16 protein-coding genes and 6 pseudogenes are annotated in these 22,694 nt (G+C 70.2%); 16 read left to right on the top strand and 6 right to left on the bottom strand.

Annotation, left to right across the window (positions count from 1 at the left end; genetic code table 11):
- Positions 1-162 precede the first annotated feature (162 nt).
- Genes ACFV0O_RS20100 through ACFV0O_RS20070 form a run of 7 tightly spaced genes read left to right on the top strand, consistent with a single transcriptional unit; the run spans position 163 to position 9,366 of the window.
- Entirely contained in the window at positions 163-1,575 is a 1,413-nt protein-coding gene (locus tag ACFV0O_RS20100) for a hypothetical protein (RefSeq protein WP_380343405.1), read from the top strand.
- Positions 1,576-1,588: 13 nt separating this feature from the next.
- Positions 1,589-2,137, top strand: coding sequence for a nucleoside 2-deoxyribosyltransferase domain-containing protein (locus ACFV0O_RS20095; RefSeq protein ID WP_380343402.1), 549 nt, complete (start codon positions 1,589-1,591; stop codon positions 2,135-2,137).
- Between the two features lie 40 nt (positions 2,138-2,177).
- On the top strand, positions 2,178-2,984 hold the full coding sequence (locus tag ACFV0O_RS20090) for an HlyD family efflux transporter periplasmic adaptor subunit (RefSeq protein ID WP_380343400.1): 807 nt from the start codon (positions 2,178-2,180) through the stop codon (positions 2,982-2,984).
- Entirely contained in the window at positions 2,985-5,192 is a 2,208-nt protein-coding gene (locus ACFV0O_RS20085; protein WP_380343397.1) for an NHLP family bacteriocin export ABC transporter peptidase/permease/ATPase subunit, read from the top strand. It begins immediately after the preceding gene.
- 3 nt (positions 5,193-5,195) lie between these two features.
- The gene (locus ACFV0O_RS20080) at positions 5,196-8,174 is read left to right on the top strand and encodes an NHLP bacteriocin export ABC transporter permease/ATPase subunit (protein ID WP_380343394.1); all 2,979 of its coding nucleotides are present in this window, start codon (positions 5,196-5,198) and stop codon (positions 8,172-8,174) included.
- Positions 8,171-9,181 (top strand): hypothetical protein, encoded by a 1,011-nt coding sequence (locus ACFV0O_RS20075; protein ID WP_380343391.1) that lies wholly within the window; start codon positions 8,171-8,173, stop codon positions 9,179-9,181. Before ACFV0O_RS20080 ends, ACFV0O_RS20075 begins: the two co-directional genes overlap by 4 nt.
- Positions 9,178-9,366 carry a hypothetical protein gene (locus tag ACFV0O_RS20070; protein WP_380343389.1) on the top strand — a complete coding sequence of 63 codons (189 nt, stop codon included), beginning with the start codon at positions 9,178-9,180 and terminating at the stop codon, positions 9,364-9,366. The genes ACFV0O_RS20075 and ACFV0O_RS20070 overlap by 4 nt, the downstream gene beginning before the upstream one ends.
- 86 nt (positions 9,367-9,452) lie before the next feature.
- Here ACFV0O_RS20070 and ACFV0O_RS20065 read toward each other — a convergent pair.
- Together ACFV0O_RS20065 and ACFV0O_RS20060 are read right to left on the bottom strand one after the other, a co-directional pair.
- Positions 9,453-9,717 (bottom strand): annotated as a pseudogene (locus ACFV0O_RS20065) (IS5/IS1182 family transposase); the annotation flags it as partial.
- 147 nt (positions 9,718-9,864) lie between these two features.
- Positions 9,865-10,196 (bottom strand): annotated as a pseudogene (locus tag ACFV0O_RS20060) (ArsR/SmtB family transcription factor).
- A gap of 57 nt (positions 10,197-10,253) precedes the next feature.
- Between ACFV0O_RS20060 and ACFV0O_RS20055 the strand changes: the two are divergent.
- Positions 10,254-10,430: pseudogene (locus ACFV0O_RS20055) on the top strand (VOC family protein); the annotation flags it as partial.
- On the opposite strand, the pseudogene ACFV0O_RS20050 reads toward ACFV0O_RS20055, so the two are convergent.
- A pseudogene (locus tag ACFV0O_RS20050) lies at positions 10,414-10,581 on the bottom strand (IS5/IS1182 family transposase); the annotation flags it as partial. The pseudogenes ACFV0O_RS20055 and ACFV0O_RS20050 overlap by 17 nt on opposite strands.
- A 209-nt stretch (positions 10,582-10,790) precedes the next feature.
- On the opposite strand from ACFV0O_RS20050, the gene ACFV0O_RS20045 reads away from it, so the two are divergent.
- The 3 genes from ACFV0O_RS20045 (at position 10,791) to ACFV0O_RS20035 (ending at position 15,807) form a co-directional block, all read left to right on the top strand.
- A complete protein-coding gene (locus tag ACFV0O_RS20045) occupies positions 10,791-11,117 on the top strand; it encodes a CU044_2847 family protein (protein ID WP_380343386.1) in 327 nt (108 codons plus the stop codon).
- A complete protein-coding gene (locus ACFV0O_RS20040) occupies positions 11,114-15,379 on the top strand; it encodes a hypothetical protein (RefSeq protein WP_380343383.1) in 4,266 nt (1,421 codons plus the stop codon). Before ACFV0O_RS20045 ends, ACFV0O_RS20040 begins: the two co-directional genes overlap by 4 nt.
- A gap of 113 nt (positions 15,380-15,492) precedes the next feature.
- On the top strand, positions 15,493-15,807 hold the full coding sequence (locus ACFV0O_RS20035) for a hypothetical protein (RefSeq protein WP_380343380.1): 315 nt from the start codon (positions 15,493-15,495) through the stop codon (positions 15,805-15,807).
- A 46-nt stretch (positions 15,808-15,853) separates the two neighbouring features.
- Here ACFV0O_RS20035 and ACFV0O_RS20030 read toward each other — a convergent pair whose 3' ends face one another.
- The gene (locus ACFV0O_RS20030; RefSeq protein ID WP_380343377.1) at positions 15,854-16,567 is read right to left on the bottom strand and encodes an HAD family hydrolase; all 714 of its coding nucleotides are present in this window, start codon (positions 16,565-16,567) and stop codon (positions 15,854-15,856) included.
- A 29-nt stretch (positions 16,568-16,596) separates the two neighbouring features.
- On the bottom strand, positions 16,597-17,391 hold the full coding sequence (locus ACFV0O_RS20025) for a hypothetical protein (RefSeq protein WP_380343374.1): 795 nt from the start codon (positions 17,389-17,391) through the stop codon (positions 16,597-16,599).
- On the opposite strand from ACFV0O_RS20025, the gene ACFV0O_RS20020 reads away from it, so the two are divergent.
- The 3 genes from ACFV0O_RS20020 (at position 17,377) to ACFV0O_RS20010 (ending at position 20,402) form a co-directional block, all read left to right on the top strand.
- Positions 17,377-18,522 (top strand): tyrosine-type recombinase/integrase, encoded by a 1,146-nt coding sequence (locus ACFV0O_RS20020; protein WP_380343371.1) that lies wholly within the window; start codon positions 17,377-17,379, stop codon positions 18,520-18,522. The two genes, ACFV0O_RS20025 and ACFV0O_RS20020, sit on opposite strands and share 15 nt — an antisense overlap.
- Before the next feature lie 57 nt (positions 18,523-18,579).
- The gene (locus ACFV0O_RS20015; RefSeq protein WP_380343368.1) at positions 18,580-19,206 is read left to right on the top strand and encodes a DUF6000 family protein; all 627 of its coding nucleotides are present in this window, start codon (positions 18,580-18,582) and stop codon (positions 19,204-19,206) included.
- 566 nt (positions 19,207-19,772) lie between these two features.
- Positions 19,773-20,402 carry a class I SAM-dependent methyltransferase gene (locus ACFV0O_RS20010; protein ID WP_380343366.1) on the top strand — a complete coding sequence of 210 codons (630 nt, stop codon included), beginning with the start codon at positions 19,773-19,775 and terminating at the stop codon, positions 20,400-20,402.
- Between the two features lie 747 nt (positions 20,403-21,149).
- Here ACFV0O_RS20010 and ACFV0O_RS20005 read toward each other — a convergent pair.
- Positions 21,150-21,608 (bottom strand): annotated as a pseudogene (locus ACFV0O_RS20005) (transposase); the annotation flags it as partial.
- A gap of 10 nt (positions 21,609-21,618) precedes the next feature.
- On the opposite strand from ACFV0O_RS20005, the gene ACFV0O_RS20000 reads away from it, so the two are divergent.
- Together ACFV0O_RS20000 and ACFV0O_RS19995 are read left to right on the top strand one after the other, a co-directional pair.
- Positions 21,619-21,819, top strand: a complete 201-nt coding sequence (locus ACFV0O_RS20000) for a hypothetical protein (protein ID WP_380343363.1) — start codon at positions 21,619-21,621, stop codon at positions 21,817-21,819.
- A 395-nt stretch (positions 21,820-22,214) separates the two neighbouring features.
- Positions 22,215-22,694 (top strand): annotated as a pseudogene (locus ACFV0O_RS19995) (IS5 family transposase); the annotation flags it as partial.

The raw sequence follows: 22,694 nt of genomic DNA, 5'->3' as shown, positions 1-22,694 counted from the left end.
ACCCCCCCGTGATCGCCAGCCCCCTGTAGCTCACCCCCAGTCTTTCTTCACTGGTTGTTTGTAGATCTTCACCCCCCGCCGGCGGCCGCCCCCCCCCCCCCCCCCCCCCCCCCCCCGCGGCAGGCGAGGTCCTCGGCAACCGGTCAGAAGGGGGTGCCCGTGATGCAGAATCATTTGTCCGACCCGAGAATCGCGGTGGCGGAAACCGGCGAGAAGCTGAACCGCTTCCTCCGGTCGGCCCGTTATGCGGAGAAGCGGGTGGAAATCGAGAAGCTCGTCGAATTCGACCGCGCGACGGCCGCCGACCGCCTTTCCGGAATCCTGGCCCACGCCCGGGACCGGGTGCCCCGCTACCGGTCCTTGCAGGACCACGCGAAGCCTGTGCTCGCGGATTTCCCGCTGACCCTGAAGGCGGATCTGCGCGACCGGTTCATCGACCTGATCAGCCGGGACGAGACCGGCCGGATGGAACCGGGCCACTACTTCATCCACGAGACCAGCGGCAGCACCGGCCAGCCGGTGCGGCTGCTGACGACCGCGGAGACCGGCGGACTGTCCAGCCTGGTGATCGCCGAACGGCTCTGCCGCCACCTCGACCTGCCCGACACCGGAACCGAACTGAACCTGGGGCTCCACTACGAGGGAACCCCGCTGGTCGAGGCCGGCTTCCTGCCCCGCCCGTACGTCCGGTGCAACCTGCGGGGCTTCGATCCGTCCTCCCCCTCCATCGTGGAGACGTACGCCTCCGTCGTCGGGGCCTTCCCCGTCGACCGGATCATCGGCACGTCGAGTCGGCTGGTCGGCCTGGCGCGGTACTGCCTGGACAGGGGAATCCACCTGCGGCCCCGGGCCGTGGTGGCCTCCTACGAGCACCTGGTCGAGGAGGGCCGCCGGATGGTCGAGGAGGCCTTCCGGTGCCCGGTCACGATGGTCTACGCGACCTCCGAGACCGGGTCCGCCGCCTGGGAGTGCCGCCAGGGGAACCTGCACTTCCAGGACGACTTCGTCACTCCGGAACTGTTGCCGTACGAGGGCGACGAGACGCTGAGGAGCATCGTCCTGACCGGCCTCCTCACCCGGGCGATGCCGGTGATCCGCTACGTCACGGGCGATCTGTGCTCCCCGGCGACGGCCTGTGGGTGCGGGCTGCCCGGAACCGCGGTCCGCTCACTGGTCGGCCGGTCGAAGGCGACGCTGGTGGGCGCCGACGGCCTCGTCTACTCGCCCTACGCCCTGCTGGCCGCACTGTCCGACGCGGGACTGGCGGACTTCCAGGTCCTCCAGGAAAGCCCCGGAATCCTGCAGCTCATCGTGCCGGAGGCGAGCGAGGAGGCCCGCAGGTGCGTCGAGCACCTCAACCGTGACCTTGCCGCGTACTTCCGCGAGGGCCGGGGCTTCCGCCTCCGGCTGGCCGCGACGGGCAGCTTCGTCCTCAGCGGCCGGGGCAAGCGCAACCCCGTCGTCCAGCGGCTCGACGTCGCCCCCGGCGCGGTGGAGGGCACCGGCTACCTGAGGTCCGGCGTCCGAAGCCCGGCGTACGCCGGCCCGGTGGCACAGAGCCCTTCCGCCCCGTAGAGGAGATTGTGCCGTGAACGGATCGACGCTCCGGGTCGTGGGATCGCTGGAGGAAGTCCCCTCCGCACCCGAGGCACTGACGGTGTTCCTGGCCGGCGGCATGCGCGACTGCCCCGACTGGCGGCACTGGGCGATCGAGTCGCTCGCCGACCGGTGGCAGCGGGCGGGGGCCGACCGCCCCGTCACGGTGTTCAGCCCCAGCCGGGTCGTCTCCGGCCGCTCGTTCAGCCAGGAGCTGGTGCGCTGGGAGCACGACGCCCTCCGAGCCTGCGACGTGGTCCTCTTCTGGTTCCCCCGGGGCAACGAGAAGGCGCCCGAGCAGCCGATCGCGCTCTACGAACTCGGTGTCGCCGCCGCGACGTTCAAGCCCATCGCCGTCGGCACCGAGCCCGGCTACGCGCGCCGCGAGGACGTGGGGGCCCAGCTGCGGCTGATCCGTCCGGACCTCCCGGTGCGCGGCGACCTGAACTCCACGGTCGGTGACGCGGTCCGGGCGCTCCTGCGCGCGGAGAAGGCGCTGGGCGAGGCGTACTCGGCGGCCGGCACCCTCCAGGCTGTCTGACCGGCGAGCAGAGCCTCAACCGCAGGAAGGAAGCCCAACCGTGCAGTTCCGTGAGCAGGCACTCGCCAAGCTCCAGTCCACCACCGACCTCGGGACAGCGGCCACGCTGGCCAAGCCGCGCAGCCTGGTCGCGCTGCTCATGGTCACGGTGCTCGTCGCCTTCGGCGCGCTGTGGGCGTTCACCGGGGCGATACCGCGCCAGGTCACCGTTCCCGGCATCCTCACCTACGGTCAGGGCAGCTACACCCTGGACAGCCCTGTCTCCGGGCAGATCACCGGGGTCTTCGCCCAGCAGGGCACGACCTTCCCGGCGCAGGCTCCGCTGTTCACCGTCCAGGTCGACTCGACCCAGCAGACCGTCCGCGCCTTCAGCGGCGGACGCACCACGGCGATCCTGGCGCAGGTCGGCCAAGTGGTCACGGCGGGCACGAACCTGGCCGTCGTCGAGCGCGTCAGCGGGCCGACCGATCCGTTGATCGCGGTGCTGTACGCGCCGACGAGCAGCGCCGGGCTCATCACCCAGGGCAGCACCGTGGACCTCGACCTGCGGTCCGCTCCGGCCCAGGAGTACGGAGTGCTGCGCGGCGTCGTCCAGTCGGTCAGCCAGTTCTCCCAGACCCAGAAGCAGATCGCGAGCTTCCTCGGCGATGCCCAACTGGCCGGCCAGTTCTCCGGCCAGGGTCAACCGATGCAAGTGGTCGTGAGGTTGCTGACAGAACCGGGCACGACGAGTGGGTTCCGGTGGTCCACCCGAACCGGCCCGCCGTACCTGATTGATTCCCGCACGCTGGTGAGCGCTTCCGTGCACTTGCCATCGGTCAGACCGATTAGCTGGGTGTTGTCGTAGATGTCCGTACTCACCACCACCGGCGGAACTCCGAAGGCGCGGGCCTGGCCGAGGCGCCGCCCGGCCCGCCGGGTCAAGCCACCGGTGATCTTCCAGATGGAAGCACTGGAGTGCGGGGCCGCCAGCCTCGCCATGATCCTCGCCCACTACAAGCGCTACGTGCCGCTGGAGGAGCTGCGGGTCGCCTGCGGGGTCTCGCGGGACGGCTCGAAGGCCTCGAACGTCCTCAAGGCGGCCCGGCGTTACGGTCTGACGGCGACCGGACGACGAATGGACACCGAGGCGCTGTCGAAGCTGGCGCCCCCGGCGATCCTGTTCTGGGAGTTCAACCACTTCGTGGTCCTCAACGGGTTCGGCCGACGCCTGGGCAAGGACGTCGTCTACCTCAACGACCCCGGCAGCGGGCCGCGGGTCGTCAACCTCGCGGACTTCGACGAGAGCTTCACCGGCGTGGTGCTCACCATGTCGCCGGGCGAGGAGTTCCGCCCCGGCGGCCGGCGCCCCGGCGTCCTCGCGAGCATGCCGACCCGGCTGCGCGGGAGTTGGGGCCTGCTCGCCCTGAGCACCTACGTCAGCGTGCTGCTCGCGGTGGTCGGGGTGGCGTACCCCGCCCTCACCCGGGCGTTCGTCAACTCCATCCTGCTGGGCGGCGACCGCTCGTTCCTGATGTCGTTCTTCGGCCTGATGGGCGCGACCGTCATGGCGACGGGCGTGCTCACCTTCCTGCGCCAGGCCTTCCTGCTGCGGCTGCGCATCTCCAACGCGACGATCAACAGCAGCCGCTTCCTGCGCCACGTGTTCAGACTGCCCATCAATTTCTTCGTCCAGCGAAGTCCGGCGGACATCAGCAGTCGGGTGCAGTCCAACGACCAGGTCGCCGTGACCCTGTCCAACGACCTGTCGAGCACCCTGGTCAACGCGCTGGTCGTCGTGCTGTACGCCTGCCTGCTGTGGGCCTACGACCCCTGGCTGACGGTGCTGAGCGTGTCGCTGTCCCTGCTCAACGTCGTAGCCCTGCGCATGGTGGCCCGGATCAGGGCCGGCGGGGTCAGCCGACTGGCCACGGACGAGGCGCAGCTGCTGAACACCTCGTACAGCGGCCTGCAGCTCATCGAGACGATGAAGGCCACCGGCGGCGAGAACACCTTCTTCCGGCGCTGGGCCAAGGAACAGTCCGCCGTCGTCACCGGGCAGCAGAAGATCGGCGTGCCGAGTGCCGTCATGGCGGTGGTCGCACCCACCCTGGCCTCCGTCACCACCTCGCTGTTGCTGCTGATCGGCGGCTTGGAGGCGGTGAAGGGAGACCTGACGGTCGGTCTGCTCGTCGCCTTCCAGGCCCTGGTGTCGGCCTTCGTCAGCCCCATCGCGCAGCTGATCGCGGTGGCCCAGCGGGTCCAGGACTTCGCCGTCCAGGTGACCCGGCTGCGCGACGTGGAGAACTACCGGCCGGAGTCACGCGCGGACGCGTCCGACGCCCCGTCCGGGCGGCTCGCCGGCAACCTGACCTTCGACCGGGTCACCTTCGGCTACAACCCGCTGGACGCTCCGCTCGTCAGCGAGTTCTCCTTCTCGGTGGGCCCCGGCCGGCAGGTCGCGCTGGTCGGCGGCTCGGGGAGCGGCAAGTCCACCGCGGTGCGCCTGATCTCGGGCCTCTACCGGCCCTGGGAGGGCTCGGTGGACATCGACGGCCTCCCGCGCGAGGGCATCGCGCCGGAAGTGCTCAGCGCCTCGGTGGGCTTCGTCGACCAGGACGTCTTCCTGTTCGAGGGGACGGTGCGGGACAACATCACGCTCTGGGACACCTCCATCCCCGACGACCAGGTCATCGCCGCGCTCCGCGACGCCGCGGTGTACGACGTCGTGTCCTCGCGTCCGGGCGGCATCTACGCCCAGGTGGAGGAGGACGGCCGCAACTTCTCGGGCGGACAGCGCCAGCGGCTGGAGATCGCCCGGGCGCTCGTCCGCAACCCGCGCCTGCTCGTCCTGGACGAGGCGACCAGTGCCCTGGACGCCGAGACGGAACTCCTGATCATGAACAACATCCGCCGCCACGGCTGCGCCACGGTCGTCGTGGCCCACCGGCTGAGCACCATCCGCGACAGCGACGAGATCGTCGTGCTGAGCCGGGGCGACGTGGTCGAGCGGGGGACGCACGAGGCCCTGTCCGCGGCCGGCGGCGCCTACGCCCAGCTCATCAGGGAGCACTGACGCATGAGCACGACATCCTCCGGGCCCGAGGCCGTGGCCACGGCGGCCTGGCGACCGCCGGCCGGGATCGGGACCGAGGTCGACTTCGGCGAGGGACACGTCCGGCTGACGGATGCGGACGCGCTGTGGGTGGTGACCGAAGGAGCCGTCGACCTGTTCGTCATGGAGGCTGCCGAGGGCGGCCCGTGGCACTACGTCAACCGCTTCACGCCGGGTGCCGTCCTCGCCGTGCCCCCGTCGGGCGCGGTCGGCGTGCCGGTCCTGCGAGCCGTCCTCGGCGCCCGTGTCCTGCGGGTGGACGCGGCGGACCCGGCAGGACTCCTGCTCGCCGACACCAGCTTCGGGGACGCCGGCTCCGGGGACACCGGCGACACCTCCGATCGGCGTGCGGCCCTCGCCCGGGGGATCGACGCCGGGCTCGACGGCCTCCTCGCCTTCGTCGCCGAGCAACCGGGCGCCCGTGAGCACGTGCTCCTGAGCGCCGGAAGCCGGGGCGAACTGGCGGAAGGGGAATCCGGGCGCGCGGCCGGGGGACTGGTCTGGATCGAGGTCCTCGCCGGTCGGCTGCGGGTCGGAACGCCCGACAGCGGCGAGTGGCTCTCCCGCGGCGACACGTTCGTGGTCACCGAGGGCAGCACCGTCCAGGGCGACCCCACGGCCTCGTTCACCACCTGCTCGACCGGTGACCTGCTGGCCGACGGCCGGTGGTGGGACCGCCTGGCCGAGGTGAACGGGCGCCTGCTGCGGATGGCCGACCGGGTCATCGCCGCCGAGGCGGAGCAGGTCGAGTCCCGGATCCGGGCGGTGCGCGACATGGAGGACGCGCTCACCGACAAGGCCAACCGGGTCCTCCAGGCGGTGCTCCAGCCGGCCGAGCACGTCTCGCGCAGCGGCCCCGTCCACAGCGAGGACGCCACCGAGGCGGCCTGCCGGATCGTGGCCGACGAACTGGGCATCCCCGTCCTGCCCGCGCGCGGCTCCGCCGCCGGCGGCCGGACGGGCCCGATCGAGGCGATCGCGGTGCGCTCGCGCTTCCGCATCCGCGCGGTGGACCTGGACGCGCGCTGGTGGCGCACCAACATCGGGCCGTTCGTCGGGCGCCGCGCCGAGTCCGGCGAGCCGGTGGCCTTCGTCTGGCGGCGCGGACGGTACGTGGCCTGGGACCCCGTCACCGGCGAGCAGAGCCCGGTGCGGGAGCGGACGGCGGGGGAGTTCGACGACACGGGGGTGCTGTTCTACCCGCCCCTGCCGGAACGGCCGATCGGAACGGGACGGCTGATCCTGTTCGGCCTGAAGGGCAGCGGACGGGACATCCGCAACCTGATCGCCTTCACCCTGATCGCGGTGGCCGTCGGCACCACGGTGCCCATCAGCACCGGGCTGGTCCTGGGCACGTTCGTCCCGTACGCCGAGACGAGCCTCATCGTGCAGGTGTGCGTCCTGACCCTGGTGGCCGCCCTCGCGTCGGCAGTCTTCGCGGTGTTGGAGAACCTGGCGCTGCTGCGTGTCGGGGGTCGCTTCGAGGCCACCCTGCAGGCCGCCGTCTGGGACCGGCTGCTGCGCCTGCCGGCACCGTTCTTCCGCCGCTACTCCACGGGTGAACTGGCCAGTGCGGCACTGGGGGTGAAGAACATCCGCACGGTGCTGACGAACGTGGGCTACGTGGTGCTCTACTCCAGCGTGGTCGCGGTGGTGAACTTCGCCGTGATGTTCTGGTTCAGCGTGCCGCTGGCCCTGCTGACCGGGCTCTACGTGCTGGTCGGCTTGGTGTTCTTCCTCGTGCTGGGCGCGCGGCAGATGAAGTGGCAGACCCAGTCGCTGGACCTGGAGCACAAGCTCGCGAACCGGGTGTACCAGAGGTTGCGGGGGCTCCCCAAGCTGCGGGTGGCGGGCGCCGAGAACCGCGCCTTCGCGGCCTGGGCCAACGAGTTCGCGCAGCAGAAGGAGCTCCAGAAGCGCATCGGCAGGTACCAGAACGCGGCAGCCACGTTCAACGCCGTCTACCCGCTCATCTGCGTGCTGCTCACCTTCGCGGTCATCAGCGGGCCGGCTCGCGGAACGCTGTCGATGACCCGGTTCCTGTCGTTCAACGCGGCCCTGGGCATCGTCCTCGCGGCCGTGATCCAGGTGACCAACTCCCTTTCCTCGGCCTTCGCCGTGATCCCCATGTTCAAACGCATGAAGCCGCTGCTCGCCGAGTTGCCGGAGGCCTCGGAAGCGCACACGGTTCCCGGCGAACTGACGGGGGAGATCGAGGTCAACCGGGTGACGTTCCGTTACGACGAGAACAGCCCACCGGTCCTCGACAACGTGTCCCTGAGCATGCGGCCGGGCGAGTTCGTGGCGATCGTCGGCCCCAGCGGATGCGGCAAGTCCACCCTGCTGCGAATGCTACTGGGCTTCGAACGCCCGTCCAGCGGCAACGTCCTGTACGACGGTCAGGACCTGGCGACAATGGACAGCGCCGCGGTGCGCAGGCAGTGCGGCGTCGTCCTGCAGCAGACGAAGCCGTTCGCCGGCACCGTCTTCCAAGCCATCACCGGCACCCTCAACTACAGCCACGACGACGCGTGGGCCGCCGCCGAACTGGCGGGCATCGCCGCGGACATCCGCGCCATGCCCATGGGGATGCACACGCTGGTGAGCGACAGCGGCACCTTCTCCGGCGGCCAGCGGCAGCGCCTCGCCATCGCGCATGCCCTGATCCGCCGCCCCAGGATCCTGTTCTTCGACGAGGCCACCAGCGCGTTGGACAACGAGACCCAACGGATCGTCACGGAGAGCACCCAGCGCCTGAACGCGACCCGGGTCGTCATCGCGCACCGGCTCTCCACCGTCCTCGACGCCGACAAGGTCGTCGTCCTCGCCGAGGGCCGGGTCGCCGAATGCGGACCTCCCTCCGACCTGCTCGGCGACCCCACGAGCCTCTTCCACCAGTTGGTGCGCAGGCAGATGCACGAATCAGAAGGAGCGATGACATGAATCGCAGGAGGAGAAGACTCCGTCTGCAGGCCGCCGCGGCAACCATCCTGCTGGGGCTCGGCGGTACGGCCGGCTGCGGTACGGCGCGCAGCGGCGACACCGCCGCCCAGGCGTCGGCGCCGGAGGCGGTCATCTCCCAGGCGGACGCGTCGGCCGCGGTCAGCCGCTACGACGACGCGAACAACCAGGTGAACGGGGCCCTCGACAGCACGGGCCTGCCCGGCATCGAGACCGAGCCGCTGCTCACCGCGGACGTCGCCTGGATGCGCATCAGCAAGGAACTGGGCCAGACGGTCGCCCCGATCAGCGACCAGGGCGTCACCATCCACGCCACGGCGGGCTCGGCCTACCCCCACTGGTTCCTGGCCGTGTCCAGCCGGGCACAGGGAGGCATGCCCTTCCCCGGCCCGACGTACCGCGTCTTCGTGCAGGCGGGGCCCGGAGCGCCCTACCTGGCCGCGTACTCGCTCACGGCCAGCGGGCCGGTGCCGAAGGTCGCCGTCGACGCTGCGGGCACCGCCACCGCCGTCGCGAGCCCGGACGGTCTGCTGACGCCCCCGGACTCCCTGGCGGCCGAGATCCTCGCCCACTACCAGCAGAACCTCGCCGGCAAGGACAAGTTCTCCTACAGCGCCCCGCTGGACGACAACCTCTCCAACGGGTTCGCCGCCGGCACGAAGGCTCTGAGCGGTCGCGGCACGACCCTGTCCCGGGCACTGACTCGAACGCTCCCCGAGACCTACGCCCTGCGGACCGAGGACGGCGGCGTGCTCGCGTTCACCTCCGACGTCGTCACCGACACGCTGACCCCGGTCCAGGCTGACGGCACCGTCTCCCTGGGCCCGAAGAGCAGTGACGCCGCGCAGTTGGGCAAGCCCGGCGGCGCGACGGCGAGCCGGTTCACCATCAGCCGGCTGCAGATGTTCCTGACGTACGTCCCGACCGCCGCCTCGGGGTCGAAGGTCCAGGTCATCGGCTACAACGAGGTTCCCACAGCTGTCAGTTGACCACTGCCAGGCACAGCCACGAAACACCACCAGAGGAGTTCACCACCATGAAGGACGACACCTTCCGGAACACCGGCACCGAGGACACCGCCGTCGTGGCGGGCACGGAGGTCGACGAGGAGATCAGCGACGGGGACCTGGACGCCATCGGCGGCGGCAATTCGCGAACCACCTCGCACCGCTGAGCTCGGGTTCAACAGGAGGAACACCAGGCCGCAGGTGCGTCCGCCGCGGTCGCCTCCGCCGCGGTCGCCTCCGCTGTCCGTTCGGCCGACAGTGGCCGGCCCCGGCCGTCGACGGCGAGGTGGACCTTTGGGTGGTCAGCCCGCCCCGGGATCGGCCGAGGGCCTGGCGAGCCGGGGGCGGCCCGGATCATCCAGTTCGTCCCCGTCCGTGCCCCCTTATTTGTGAGCGCCCGCGGCGTGCTGGTGGGTCCGGTTGACCGTGAAGTCGACGGCGACGGTCCACTCCACCCGCCCCACCGCGTCGTCGCGGACCCGGACATGTCCCAGCAGCTTCGTCCAGGTCCCGTCCACTCCCCGCTGGCCTACTCTCGTCGGTGGAGAGTACGCCGGCGGAAAGCCACCTGGCCGCTCCCGTGTTGGTACTGCAAGGTCCTCCCGCCAGGGCGCCGGTGCCGACGAGTTCGACCGCGGCCCGGAGCCCGAGCGGAGCTCTTGCGGTCATCTCGCCTCCCCGGCGGTCTGGGTGGCGGCGCCGGCCGGGGCCTGGAGCAGGGCGGACAACTTGGCGAGGGCAGCGGGCAGCATCCAGTAGTAGACCCAGGTCCCGCGGCGCTCGGAGCCGACCAGGCCGGCCTCGCGCAGCACCTTGCGGTGGTGGGAGATGGTCGGCTGGGAGACGTCGAAGGGGCCGGTCAGGTCGCAGCCGCAGGCCTCGCCGCCCTCGTGTGAGGCGATCAGGGACAGCAGCCGCAGTCGCACCGGTTCGACAGGGCCTTGAACATCTTCGCCAGGTCGGCGGCGGCTTCCTCGCCCAAGGGTTCGCGGACCACGCCAAGCTCGCTGTATTGGCAGAGGTCGAAACAAGACCTCGGATCGGGGAGACCGCCATGCTCCGTGTTCAGCTCGCCCTGCGCGTCGCCGACCTCGAAGGCTCGATCGCCTTCTACTCCAAGCTGTTCGGCGCCGAGCCGGCCAAGCGTCGCCCCGGCTACGCGAACTTCGCCATCACTGAGCCCCCGCTCAAGCTCGTCCTCATCGAGGGCGAGATCGGCGAGGACACCCGCGCCGGGACTTGATCTTCTGGAAGCACCGTTCGACGTGGTTGCGCCGCTTGCAGCGGTCGGGGTCGAAGGCAACCGGGCGGCCGCCGGAGCCCTTCTGTTTCCGATTCGCCATCTGGTCCGCCCGCTCCGGGATCACCGCGGTGATGCAGCGGTCGGCGGCTGCGTTCGGCTTGGAGCCCTTGAGGAACGGCTGAGTCCTGTTAAGTGACGGCATGGCCACATCACGATTTGGGGTACAACTCCATTGTTCTCCCGCTCGACCCGGCGCCCCGACCTGGCGTGGCGGGACCAGCGGTGCTGCGTAACAGTCAACTGGCAGGCGAGTTCAGAGACTTACTGACACGATATAGGGGTGGTCGCATGTTCCTGAGCGTTCCCTTCGACGATGGCCAGGCGTTCGTCGTGGAACTGTCCGAAGGGGAGGGTTCCGGCGTGCTCCGGGCGGCTCGGGGAGATGCGCTGGTCGAGTCCTCAGCCGAGACCTTCGAGTCCGGCCTGGCCCGGGTACGGCAGGTCGCCGCTGCCCTGTTGGTGCGGCTGGCCGACCTACCCCGCAAACCCGACCACATCCGGGTCGAGTTCGGGATCAAGATCACAGCCGAGGCGGGGCTCGTCGTGGCCAAGGCGTCCGGCGACGCGCATTTCACCCTGGAGCTGGAATGGAGCCGCCACGAGAGTGAGGCATGAGCCGGCCCCCGGCCTGGGAGCGCGGGACGGCCCGCGTTCTCCACGACGGACGGCCGGTCGGGGCCGCGTTCCTGATCCCTGGACGGCTCATGCTCACCTGCTCGCACGTCGTCGCCGCCGTCGCGGGCATCCCGGACGACCATCCCCTCCCGGCGGACTTCCCCGTGACCGTCGACTTTCCGCTGCTTCCCGGCTGCCCTACGGCATCGGCCACGGTCCACGTCAGCGTTCCGGTGGCGGCCGACAACAGTGGTGACGTCGCTGTCCTGCGCCTTTCCGACACGCCGCCGGAGGGCGCCGTTCCCCTGCGGATTCTGGAGTCGGACCAGCTGGCCGGACACCGTTGGCGGGCGTTCGGGTTCCCCCGGTACGCCGGGCCGGGTGGCAGCAAGGACGCCGGAATCTGGACCACCGGCACGATCGAGGGCCGCGAGGGCACTGGCTGGTGGCAGCTGACCTGTGACGAGCACGCCGGGTTCCCGCTGGCCGGCGGGTTCAGCGGGGCGCCGGTGTGGGACGAGGAGTTCCAGGGCGTCGTCGGTGTCGTAGTCGCCGTCGAAGGGGACCAGCGGCGGCGCACGGGCTATGCGCTGACCGTCGAGTCGCTGGCCCGTGAATGGCCGGAACTACGCGTCCGACTGCTGGCCGACAGTCCCTTCCGCGAGCTGCTGGCGTTCACCGAACAGGACGAGGCGGTGTTCCACGGGCGCGGTCACGAGACGCGCCGACTGCTCGAACTCCTCGGAGAGCAGCAGGTGCCGGTGCTGCCGGTGCTCGGTGCCTCCGGGGTCGGCAAGTCCTCACTTGTCAGCGCCGGCCTCCTGGCCGGGCTCGACGACCGGGCCCACATGATCGCCCGCGTGCCCCACGGGCTGCGGCTCACCGCCGAGGAACTCCTCGCCTGGGCGCTCGCCTCGGTCGGTGACGCGGACCCGAGCACGGCCCAGTGGCACGACCGATGGACCGCCCTGGCCCGTCAGCTGGCCGGCGGCGAAGACGGACTGCGCACGGCACTCGAACAGACCTTGGCCGGCCACGGCAGACACGCCAAACTCCTCCTCGTCGTCGACCAGTTCGAGACCCTGCTCGCGGATGCGCCCGAAACGGCACGCAAGCTGGACGCGATGCTGGGTGTCCTGACCGCGCGGCGCACCGACGGCAGTAGGCCGGCTCAGGCCGTCGTCGTCGCCCGGATCGACTTCCTCTCCCAGATCGAGCAGCTTTCCGTCCTGCGCGCGGCCTGGGAAGCGACGCACGTCGTCGTGCCGCCGATGACCCGCGACCAGCTGCATGCGGCCATCACCCGACCCCTGGAGGCGCACGGCGGAGTCCGCTTCGCCGACGGCCTGGTCGAGCAGCTGCTCCGCGACACACCGCTCGGCGCGGCCGCACTGCCGATGCTGGAGTACACCCTGAGCCAGCTGTGGGAGCAGCAGGCCCACGGTATCCTCACCGCCGTCGCCTATCAGGAGCTCGGCGGGGTCGAAGGAGCGCTGGTCGGCAACGCGGAGCGCACCCTTTGGGGATGGGCGGACGAGTCCGAACGCGAGGCGTTGGAACGGATCTTCATCCAACTGGTCCGCCCGGCCGAGCAGCTGGACGCGGGGGAGCGTGGCCCCGACACCCGCAGGGTCGCCGACCGCACCCAGTTCTCCGACCGGGACTGGTCGTTGCTCCACCGGCTGGCCAGCACCCGGCTGGTCGTCGTGACCCGCCGCCCGAACGGACCGGACACGGTCGAACTCGCCCACCAGGCGCTGGTGGGGAGCTGGCCGCGGCTGCGGCGCTGGGTCGAGGCCAACCGGGCCTTCCGCACCTGGCAGGAGCGGCTGCGCCGTGCGCTCCGTGCCTGGCAGGAACAGGGACGACCGGCCGAACTCCTCCTCGGGCGACGCGAGGTCGAGGAGGCGAAGCGGTGGATCGCCGAGCGGGCGGACGAAGTCCCGTCCGAGGAGGCCGACTTCGTCGCCGCCGGCGCCCGGGCCCAGCAACGTCTTGCCCGTCGACGCCGGATCGTCCGGGGCGGCTTCGCCCTCCTCGCCGTCCTCGTCCTCATCGCCTCCGGCCTCGCCCTCGTCAACGCCCGGGCGGGCAGCGAGCAGCGGGACCTGGCCGCGAGCCGGCAGCTGACCGCCCGGAGCGCGAGCCTGACCGCCGCCGACCCCGCCATGGCCGCCCGTCTGGCCCTGGCCGCGCAGCGCATCCACCCGACGGCGGACACCCGGGCGCGGCTACTCTCCGCCGCCGGCTCACCCTTGATCAGCACGCTCATCGGGCATACCGGCCCGGTCAGATCGGTGGTGTTCAGTCCGGACGGGAAGGGCCTGGTCACTGGCAGCGAGGACGAAACGGCGCGGTTGTGGGACGTGGCCGCACGCCGCGAGGTGAGCACCCTGCCCGGCCGGAATCTCGACACGGTGGTGTTCAGCCCGGACGGCGGGACCTTGGCGACCTTCGACTACCCGGACCAAGGGGGGCGGCTGTGGAACGCCCGCACACTCGGCCCGGTCGGTGATCTCGCCGGTGCGGCGCAACCCCTGGGCTTCAGCCCCGACGGACGGATCCTGGCCACCGGAGGTCTCGGCGATGCCCTTGGGTCGGTGCAGCTGTGGGACGTGGAGACCCGCCATCAGCTGGCCACACTCACAGGTGTCAACGGTTCGTGGCCGATCTCGGCGGCGTTCAGCCCGGACGGGACGACGCTCGCCGTCGGCGGCGGCGCCGACCAGGAGGTGCGGTTGTGGGACGTGCGGACCCACGACCAGCTGGCCGTCCTCACCGGCCACACGGGCCAGGTGACGTCCGTGGCCTTCAGCCCCGACGGCAGCACCCTCGTCAGCACCGGCGGTGATGCCACAGTGCGGCTGTGGGACGTGCGGAGCCGCCAGGCGCTGGCGACTCTCACCGGCCACAGGGGTGCGGTGCAGGCGGCGGCGTTCAGTCCGGACGGGCAGACCTTGGCCACCGCCGGTCGGGACTGGACGGTGCGGCTGTGGGACGTGCCGACACGCCGGGCTCTGGTGACGCTCAACGGCCATACGCGCGACGTCAATGCGGTGGCGTTCAGCCCGGACGGAAGCACCCTGGCGAGCGCCGGTGAGGACAGCACGGTACGGCTGTGGGACATGCGCGCAGGCCGTCCGCTGGCCATGTTCGCCGGGCAGGGCGGTGCGATGCGCCCGGTGGCGTTCAGCCCGGACGGCCGGACGCTGGCCACCGGGGGCCATGACCAGGCGGCGCGGCTGTGGGACGTGCAGACGCACCGCCAGTCGGCCGTCCTCACGGGCCGGGGAGGCACGCTGCTCACGTTGGCGTTCAGTCCGGACGGGAAGACCCTGGCCACCGCGAGCGACGACGGGACGGCGTCGCTGTGGGACACCGCGACCCACCGCGAACTCGCCACCCTCACCGGCCACACCGGGCTGGTGGGCGCGTTGGCCTTCAGCCCGGACGGACGAACGCTCGCCACCGCCAGCTACGTCGACCAGACGGTGCGGCTGTGGGGCGTGGTGTCCCACAGCCCGCTGGCGACCCTCACGGGCACGTCGAGTCCCGTGGTCTTCAGTCCGGACGGCAACACCCTCGCCACGGGAGGCGGCACCACCGCGTCGACGGCGAAGTTGTGGGACGTGCGTACCCACGACCAGCTGGCCGTCCTCGGCGGCCACAAGGGCCTGGTGGGCTCGGTGGCGTTCAGCCCGGACGGAGCCCTCCTGGCCACTGGCAGCTGGGACGGCACGGTGCGGCTGTGGGACGTGCGCACCCACGACCAGGTAGCCGTCCTCACCGGCCACACCGGTCTTACCCAGTCGGTGGCGTTCAGCCCGGACGGGAGCACCCTCGCGAGCGGCGGCCGGGACGCCACGGTGCGGCTGTGGGACGTGCGGACGCGGAGCCAGGTGGCCGTCCTGACGGGTCACGCCGACATCGTGTGGTCCGTGTCGTTCAGCCCGGACGGAAACACGCTAGCCAGCAGCAGCCAGGACGCCACGGTGCGGCTGTGGGACGTCCGGACGCGGAGCCAGGTGGCGCTCCTCACCGGCCACACGGGCAACGTGTGGTCCGCGCTGTTCAGCCCGGACGGAAAACGCCTGGCCACGAACGGCGAAGACACGACGGTGCGCCTGTGGGACACCGGGATGTACACCGACCTCGACGCCCTCATCGGCAGGGCCTGTGCCATCGCCGGCCGCTCGATGACCCGCGAGGAGTGGCACCAGTACGTCCCCGCCGGCGTGTCCTACCGCCAGACCTGCCCCTGACCGCCGTCCTCGTCCCGGACCGGGCGGGATCTTCGGAGCGCCGTTGCCCCGGTGCCCGGCTCCTGCGCGGTCCCGTCATTGTCGCCCCGGCCATTCGCAGGCGAGGCGGGGGCATGAGCCAGCTCCCACTCCTCCCGCGCCTCGTGGTGATCCCGGTCTTCGAGGGGATCGACGCGCTGGACGTGACCGGGCCCGACGAGATGCTCGCGTTCGCCACCAGGCTGCTGCCGCCGGGCTCGGCGGGGTACGATGTCCGGTTTCGTGCCGAGGGTGGGGCTGGCGGAGGTGTTCTCGGGCATCCCGCTGCACGTCGGCGAGCCGCTGCGCGAGACGCCGGTGCGACCCGGCACCCTGGCCTGGCCACCCGATACGACAAGAGCCCGGAAAGCTACACGGCAGGCCTGCACCTCCGCGTATTAATCATGTGATTGAAGTCCCTGGCCTCAGCCACACGATCCGAACCTTGAACAGCCCCTAGGCGCGAGCCAGTTGCGTGCCACGGTCCTGTACGAGGCGCAGGCCGAGGGCGACAGCGGAGGCGAGGGTGTCGGTGAGCGGGTGGCCGGTGGCGGCGAGCTTGGCGGGGTGGTGCAGCCCGCCGGTGTGCAGCACCGCGTGGGCGCCGTTGGCGTGGGCAGCGTCGGCATCGTCGATGCCGTCGCCGGCCAGCAGCACCCGGTGCGCCTGCTCGGCGAGGCCGAGGGCTTCGAGGTGGGCGGTGAGCGGGGCGGCCTTGGTGCCGCCGGAGGGCCCGGTGCGGCCGTCGATCCGGATGAAGAAGTGGCCGATGTCGGCCTGTTCGACCTCGCGCACGAGGGTGTCGTGCGGGCACAGGGACAGGAGCGACTGGGTGTGGCCGGCCTCGCGCAGGGCGGTCATCAGCTCGGCGGCGCCCTCGCGGACCCGCAGGGGCTGGGCGCGCAGGTGCTCCAAGAAGGCGCTGTCGCTGGAGACCCACTCCTGTCCGGTGATGGTGCGGCCGAGCAGACGGGCGTAGAAGTCGGGGATCGGCACGGTGTGCTTGGCCCGGTAGGTCTCCCGGTCGACCGGCTCGCCGCCGAGGGCGGGCAGGGGCGCGTTGAGCGCGGCGACGTGGGCGTCGAGGTCGTCCTTGACCGTTCCGTTCCAGTCCCAGACCACGTGCATGCGGATGGCGGGAGTTGCGGCGGCGAAGAGGGTGGTGTTCACGGCGGTGTCCTTCGGGATGGGCGTGGTGGTCAGGAGGAGAGGCGGTCGTTGAAGCGGCGCAGCAGCCACAGCGCGAAGGCGGCCCCGGCGAGCGGGACGGCGGCGACGAGCAGCGGGCCGGCCGTGTCCGCGAGGGAGGCCAGGGCGGTGCCGGCGGCCTGGCCGACGCCGATGCAGGCGATCAGCCAGGCGAACGCCTCGGTCGCTTCGCCTTCGGGGGCGAGGCGTTCGACGGTGAGGAAGGCGGCGGTCAGCAGCGGCGCAAGGAAGGTGCCGGGCAGCACGGCGCCCAGGACGGCGACGGCGGGCGCGGGGGCGGGCAGCAGCGGCAGCCATCCGGCGGCGAAGCCGACCGAGGCGGCGACCAGGTGCTTGGCGGGGGCGCCGGGCCAGGCGTGTCGGCCGTAGGCGAGGCCGCCGAGCATGCTGCCCAGGGACAGCGCGGCCGGCATCACCCCGGCCAGCCACCCGGCGTGGTGGCGCTCGGCGGCAGACAGCGCAAGGACGTTGACCGCGCCGAGCGCGACGCCGGTGCCGATCAGCGCGGCGAACAGCACCCGAAGGCCCGGCACGCGCAGCGGACCCGTCCAGTGCACCGCTTCGGTGAACTCCGCCGGCGTCCAGGCACGGGAGGGACGGGCGGTGACGATCAGGCCGAACGCTTCCTTGCCGAACGTGCCCTGGTCCTGCGGCCCGAGACCATGTCCAGCGTCCGCGGCGGGCTGCGGCGGTTTGGACTCTGGCTGGACACCGAGCGCCCACAAATCGACCGCCTCGACCAGCTCAACCGCGCTGACCTGGTCGCGTTTATGGAGTCGGTCCACCGGCTTCGCAAGATCAAGCAGCCCGACGAGCCACTCAGCCGGGCCTACCGGGCCGGCATCATCTCGACCGTCGCTGTGTTCTTCCGGCACGCCGCCGTCGCCGAATGGGACGACGTCCCGGCTCGCCCCCTGATCACGCATGCCGACGTGCCCCGCGTGGTCGAACGCGTCCCCCGGTTCATCCCCGAAGACCAGCTCGGACCAGTCATGGGCCAAGTCCGGTCTCTGGACTGCCCGTTGCAACGGTGTGCGCTGCTGGTCGCCCGGTGGAACGGCGCCCGCCGCACCGAGATCCGCAAGCTCCACCTCGACTGTCTCGACGCCTACCCGGACGGCACACCACGACTGCGGCTCGCTGCCGGCAAGGCCCTCAAGGAACGCACCGTCCCACTCCACGAGGAAGCCGCCGACGCCATCCGTGCGCTTGTCGCGCTGTGGCAAGTGCAGCACGACCGAGGCATCCACGACTCCGACCTCGGACGCCCGGTGCGCTACCTGTTCCTGCGCAATGGCGGCCTCGCCGGGCCCGACTACCTGTTCGCCAACCCGCTCCGCGCAATCTGCCAGGAGCTCGGCATCCTCAACGGCGTCGGTAAGCCCGCCATCCACCCACATCGCTTCCGGCACACCCTGGGCACCCAACTCGCCGAGAGAGGCGCCCGTGTGCAGACCATCATGAAGGTTCTCGGCCACAAGAGCCCTGGCATGTCGATGACCTACACCCACATCTCCGACCCCACGGTCCTGGCCGACTACCAAGCCGTTCTGACACCCGGCGCGGTCATCGCCGGCCCGCTCGCCGACACTCTGCGCTCCGGACAGCTCGACCAGGACGCCCTGGACTGGCTCAAGACCAACTTCTACAAGACCGAACTCGAGCTCGGACGCTGCCTTCGCCTTCCTCAGGAAGGCCCTTGCGAGTGCGATCTCTACCTCAGCTGTGCGAAGTTCGTCACCACACCCCAGTACGCGCCGCGCCTGCGTGACCGCCTCTGTGTCGAACGGCAACTGATCACCGACGCGAGGGACCGCAGCTGGGAGCGGGAGATCCAGCGCCACCAGCGCATCGCCGACCGTATCGCCAGCCTCCTGGACGACCTCGGCGAACCGCATGATCAGCCCGCCGACTGATCAGTGCAGTCGAGAATTGCACTGGTCCGACGACTCCGTCCGGGACAGGATGTGGCTATGCGTCACGCCCACGAGGACCCCGAGTCGCTCACTCTGATCCGCCGCTATGTCGCGCCCGACCAGCGCTACCTCAAACTCGGCGGCAGCTTCCTGCACATGACCGAGCGCAAACGCGCCAAGTTCGCAAGGGAACTCGGCAAGGCCGCCAGCAAAATCACACCTCGTGAACTGGGCACCCTGCTCGAAGGCGGGTGGCGAGAGCGCACGACCGCCGCCTGGCTCATTGCCGTCGCCCGCAGAACCGAGTTCCGTGAACGCCTCGGCGAGCTCCTGCTTGCCAGCGAAGTCTGCTTCGCGGGCTCGGCCTACTGCGTCACCTTCGCCACCTTCGGCACTCCTGCCGACGCGGACCTGTTGGCGAGTTACCTCGATCGCTACCTCCGACGCCCCGATCTCTACTACGACCAGACAGCCGCCATGGGCGCACTCCTGCACCTCGACACCAAGCTCGGTGCCGGTCAAGCGACCAAGTTCCTGGCTCCAGACGGCCTCTGGCACCAGTGGATCGACGGACCACCCCGCAAGGAGCACCACGACACACCGGACAGCTACCGCGAGATCACAGGCCAGTTTTGCGTCTTCGCTGATGAGAGCACTGAGTACTGCACGGCAAGGAAGCGGTGACACCGTCCCCGGCTGAGTGACACCTGATCGAAGGAATCTGCCGCCGCAGAACTCAAAGTTGTCCAGATAAGTGAGGAAGACCCTGGCCCGGTGGTGGGGTGCGCCGACGTCGGAGGCGTGAAGCACGAGCCGTTTCCCGTTGTACCGGAGCTGGGCCCGGGTGCCGAGTATGGCGCCAAGTGCCAGCAGATCAAGCTGGGTTGGGTCGTCTCCCAGGACACCACGGGAAGCGTTCCACGTCGCCAGCGGAGGTGGCGACGGAGGGGGAGGCGAGGCGTCCTCGTACATTCTCGACCACCAGCAGGCAGGAGCGGACGGCTTCGGCCGCGCGGGCCACGTGCAGCCAAAGACCGGATCGGGTTTCGGGGTTGAGTCCGGCGCGGAGGCCGGCGACCGAGACGTCTTTGGCAGGGGAAGCCCGCTTCCGCGTCAAGTCCGAGCGTGTTGTGCGTGTAGCTCCGCAAGGGCTGGGAGTTGCTGACCGGAACCGTCTCCTTGCCGTATCGCGGGTGGATTGAGGTGGACTGTGCTGTTGGCGAGGAGGCCGGTTGTGGCATGGTCTGGCCATGCCCTTCGATCACAACGACCACTACCATCGGCTCCTTCTGCGCCAGGTTCCGCCCGGCTGCCGCACCGCGTTGGACGTCGGCTGCGGGACTGGCCGGTTCGCTCGGCGGCTCGCAAGCCTGGGATTCGAGGTCGAGGCGATTGACTCGTCCGAGGAAGCGGTCGAGGCTGCCCGGGCGTCGTCTGCGGCTGCCGCCAGTGAGCAACGGCCCCGGTTCCGTCATGCGGACATCGATCAGGTCGAGTTGCCGAATGGGCACTATGACTTCATCTCCTGCCTGGCGAGCATCCATCACATGCCGCTCGGCACGGTCCGCGCTCTGCGGGACGCCCTGGCTCCGGGAGGTGTCCTCGTCATCCTGGGCTGCTATCCGGAGAGGACACGGACTGACTGGGCGTGGAGCCTGACTGCCGTGCCAGCCAACGCGATTGCTCGACTCATCGTTGCGGTCAAAGAGCGGATCAGCGGAGTTCGTCGTGGCGGGGCCGGGGTTCTCCAGGCCCCGGTGAAACCACCGACGATGTCCCTCGAGGAGATCCGACAGGAGGCTGTCGTTCTTCTGCCGGGCTTCACAGTCCGCAGACTCCTCTTCTGGCGGTATCTGCTTGTCTTCCGCAACCCAGCGTGAGAGGTAACTGGTCGCGGGGCACTCCCTGTTGTGGAACGGCAGCACGACGCTCCCGGGATGGGACTGTTCACGGAGGAGCCGGTGGTTCTCCACCTCCAGGACATGGATGACCCTCACGATAGACATCTCGTCCGCACCCACCGACACGGATTGATCGCCAGGACAGCACCTAGGAACACCTGAGTTTGAAGGACTTCGAGAAGGTCTTGAAGAACAACACCGACAACAAGGGCATAGCTCAGCAGGCTCCCGCATGACGGCAAGTTCTGCGCCTCACCGAGATGCCCTGACCTGGCCTTCTCCGCGACAGGGCCAGCTGTGCAGTAGCGCCTGCCCGCGCCCTCTCCGCGTCCGGGACCGCGTCCAAATTTCTCGGCTGGCGCCGGTTTCAGCCGCGACCCTCGCCCGTAGTGTCCAAAACAGGCGCCGGTCCATGGAGTCGGACACGTAAGCCGGGTACCGGGGAGGCTGGCCCCGCGGTCAGCAGGAGGGCCTGCATGTTCAAGATTCCCGCACCGTTGGTGACCGTGATCGGTCTGGGTGGAGGCGCAAAAGCCCTGACCGTGGGCTCGGTGCCACTCGCGCTTGAGGTTGTGGTTCTGGTGTTCGCCGGCTTCATCGCTCTGGCGAATGCCGTGATCCCGCAGACCAGCACTCATCGGCTGCAGTTGCTGCAGCTTCTCCTGGCTCGCCGGGACGCGGCGCGTGATCGTCGCGCTGAGCGACGTCGCGCGAAGGATCCCAAGCCTGGGTGTTTCGTGGGACGACGTCGACGTCGATCCCGAGGGTGGCGCCGTGCTCGATGGCCTGGGTTTTGTAGCCGGTGTCGACCCATGCCTTGGTGATGGTGGGGTGCGTGGCGGCGATCTGAGTCAGCAGTTCTTTGCCGGCTTCGTTGTCCGAGACCCTGGCCGCGGTCACCGTGACCAGCAGCAACAGGCCGAGGGTGTCGACGACGATGCTGCGTTTGCGGCCCACGATCTTCTTGCCGGCGTCGGTGCCTTGAGTGTCGGTGGGCACGCTGGGGGCGGTCTTGACGCTCTGCGCGTCGATGACACAGGCGGTCGGCGGTCCGTCCTTCCTGCTCGCGGACCAGTCGGTGTAAGCGGACGCCGAGTTTCTCGATGGTGCCGTCGGTGGTCCAGGTGCTGAGTAGCTGAAGGCGGTGGTGTGAGGTGGGAAGTCATGCGGCAGGTACCGCCACGGGGGGCACGGCATGTGGTCCACCGACGTCACCTGCGAGCAGGGCACCTTCGTGCCCGCCTACGACAAGGTCTCCGAGGGCTCCTACACCCTCACCGACGGCGTCGGCGTCTGGCGCAAGGCCGTCCTCGGCGGCGGCGAGAACAAGAAGTTCTACCGCATCCCCGCCTGGGGCAACCTGATCGTCGACGGCGACGACGTCACCTGGCAGTAGGGCCCCGCACCCACCCCGGCGGGCACAGTCCGGGGGTTCGCCGGGCACGTACGGCACGTCAGCGACGGTCGTGCCCGGCGGCCTGAGCGAGGTCTGCCGCGAAGTCCGGGTCCTCTCCCGGTTCCCGTGCCGGCACGGGGCCTCCCAGGCGGCCCGGGTTCGCCGGAGCGCCGGGTGGAGGCGTCCGGTCGGTACCTCGAAGACGCCTCGTGCGGCTCGGTCACGGTGGCCTCCACGTGCCATCAATGCTGCGCCCTACCACCCGAAGCCGATCTTCGAGGAACAGCAGGTGACAGGAACACCGAGCGCTGCCTGCGGGTGACAACTACCGCGAGCAGACCGTGACAATCATCGCGTTCAATTCCACATCTTCGCCCAGGTCAGACGGCTCATCGATGACGACTAGGGCGTTTCGTTCGGATCATCTGCTCGTTGGTCTGGATGTGTCGTTGACTGACGCGCAGTGGGCGCGGATTGAGCCGTTGCTGCCGGACCGGACACCGAAGCGTGGGGGTCGGTGGCGTGATCACCGTGAGGTGATCGACGCGATCGCCTTCAAGTTCCAGACCGGTTCGCAGTGGGTCCACCTGCCGGAGAGGTACGGCAACTGGCGGGGCGTCTACAACCGGCTTCGGATGTGGGCCGTCGACGGCACGTGGGAGCGGATGTTCACCGCCCTGACCGCCCAGGCGGACGCCGACGAGGACCTGGACTGGGCCGTCTCGGTGGACTCCACGATCGTGCGCGCACACCAGCACGCGGCCGGGGCCCGCAAAAAGGGGCCCCGGCCGGCGAGCCGGACGACCACGCGATCGGGCGGTCCCGCGGCGGGCTGACTACGAAGATCCACCTCGCCGCCGACGGCCGGTGCCGAC

It is taken from the genome of Kitasatospora sp. NPDC059577, from assembly GCF_042735475.1.
GTDB lineage: Bacteria > Actinomycetota > Actinomycetes > Streptomycetales > Streptomycetaceae > Kitasatospora.
The sequence above is the reverse complement of the archived record's forward strand: the minus strand, read 5'-3'. Positions and strand labels throughout refer to the sequence as shown.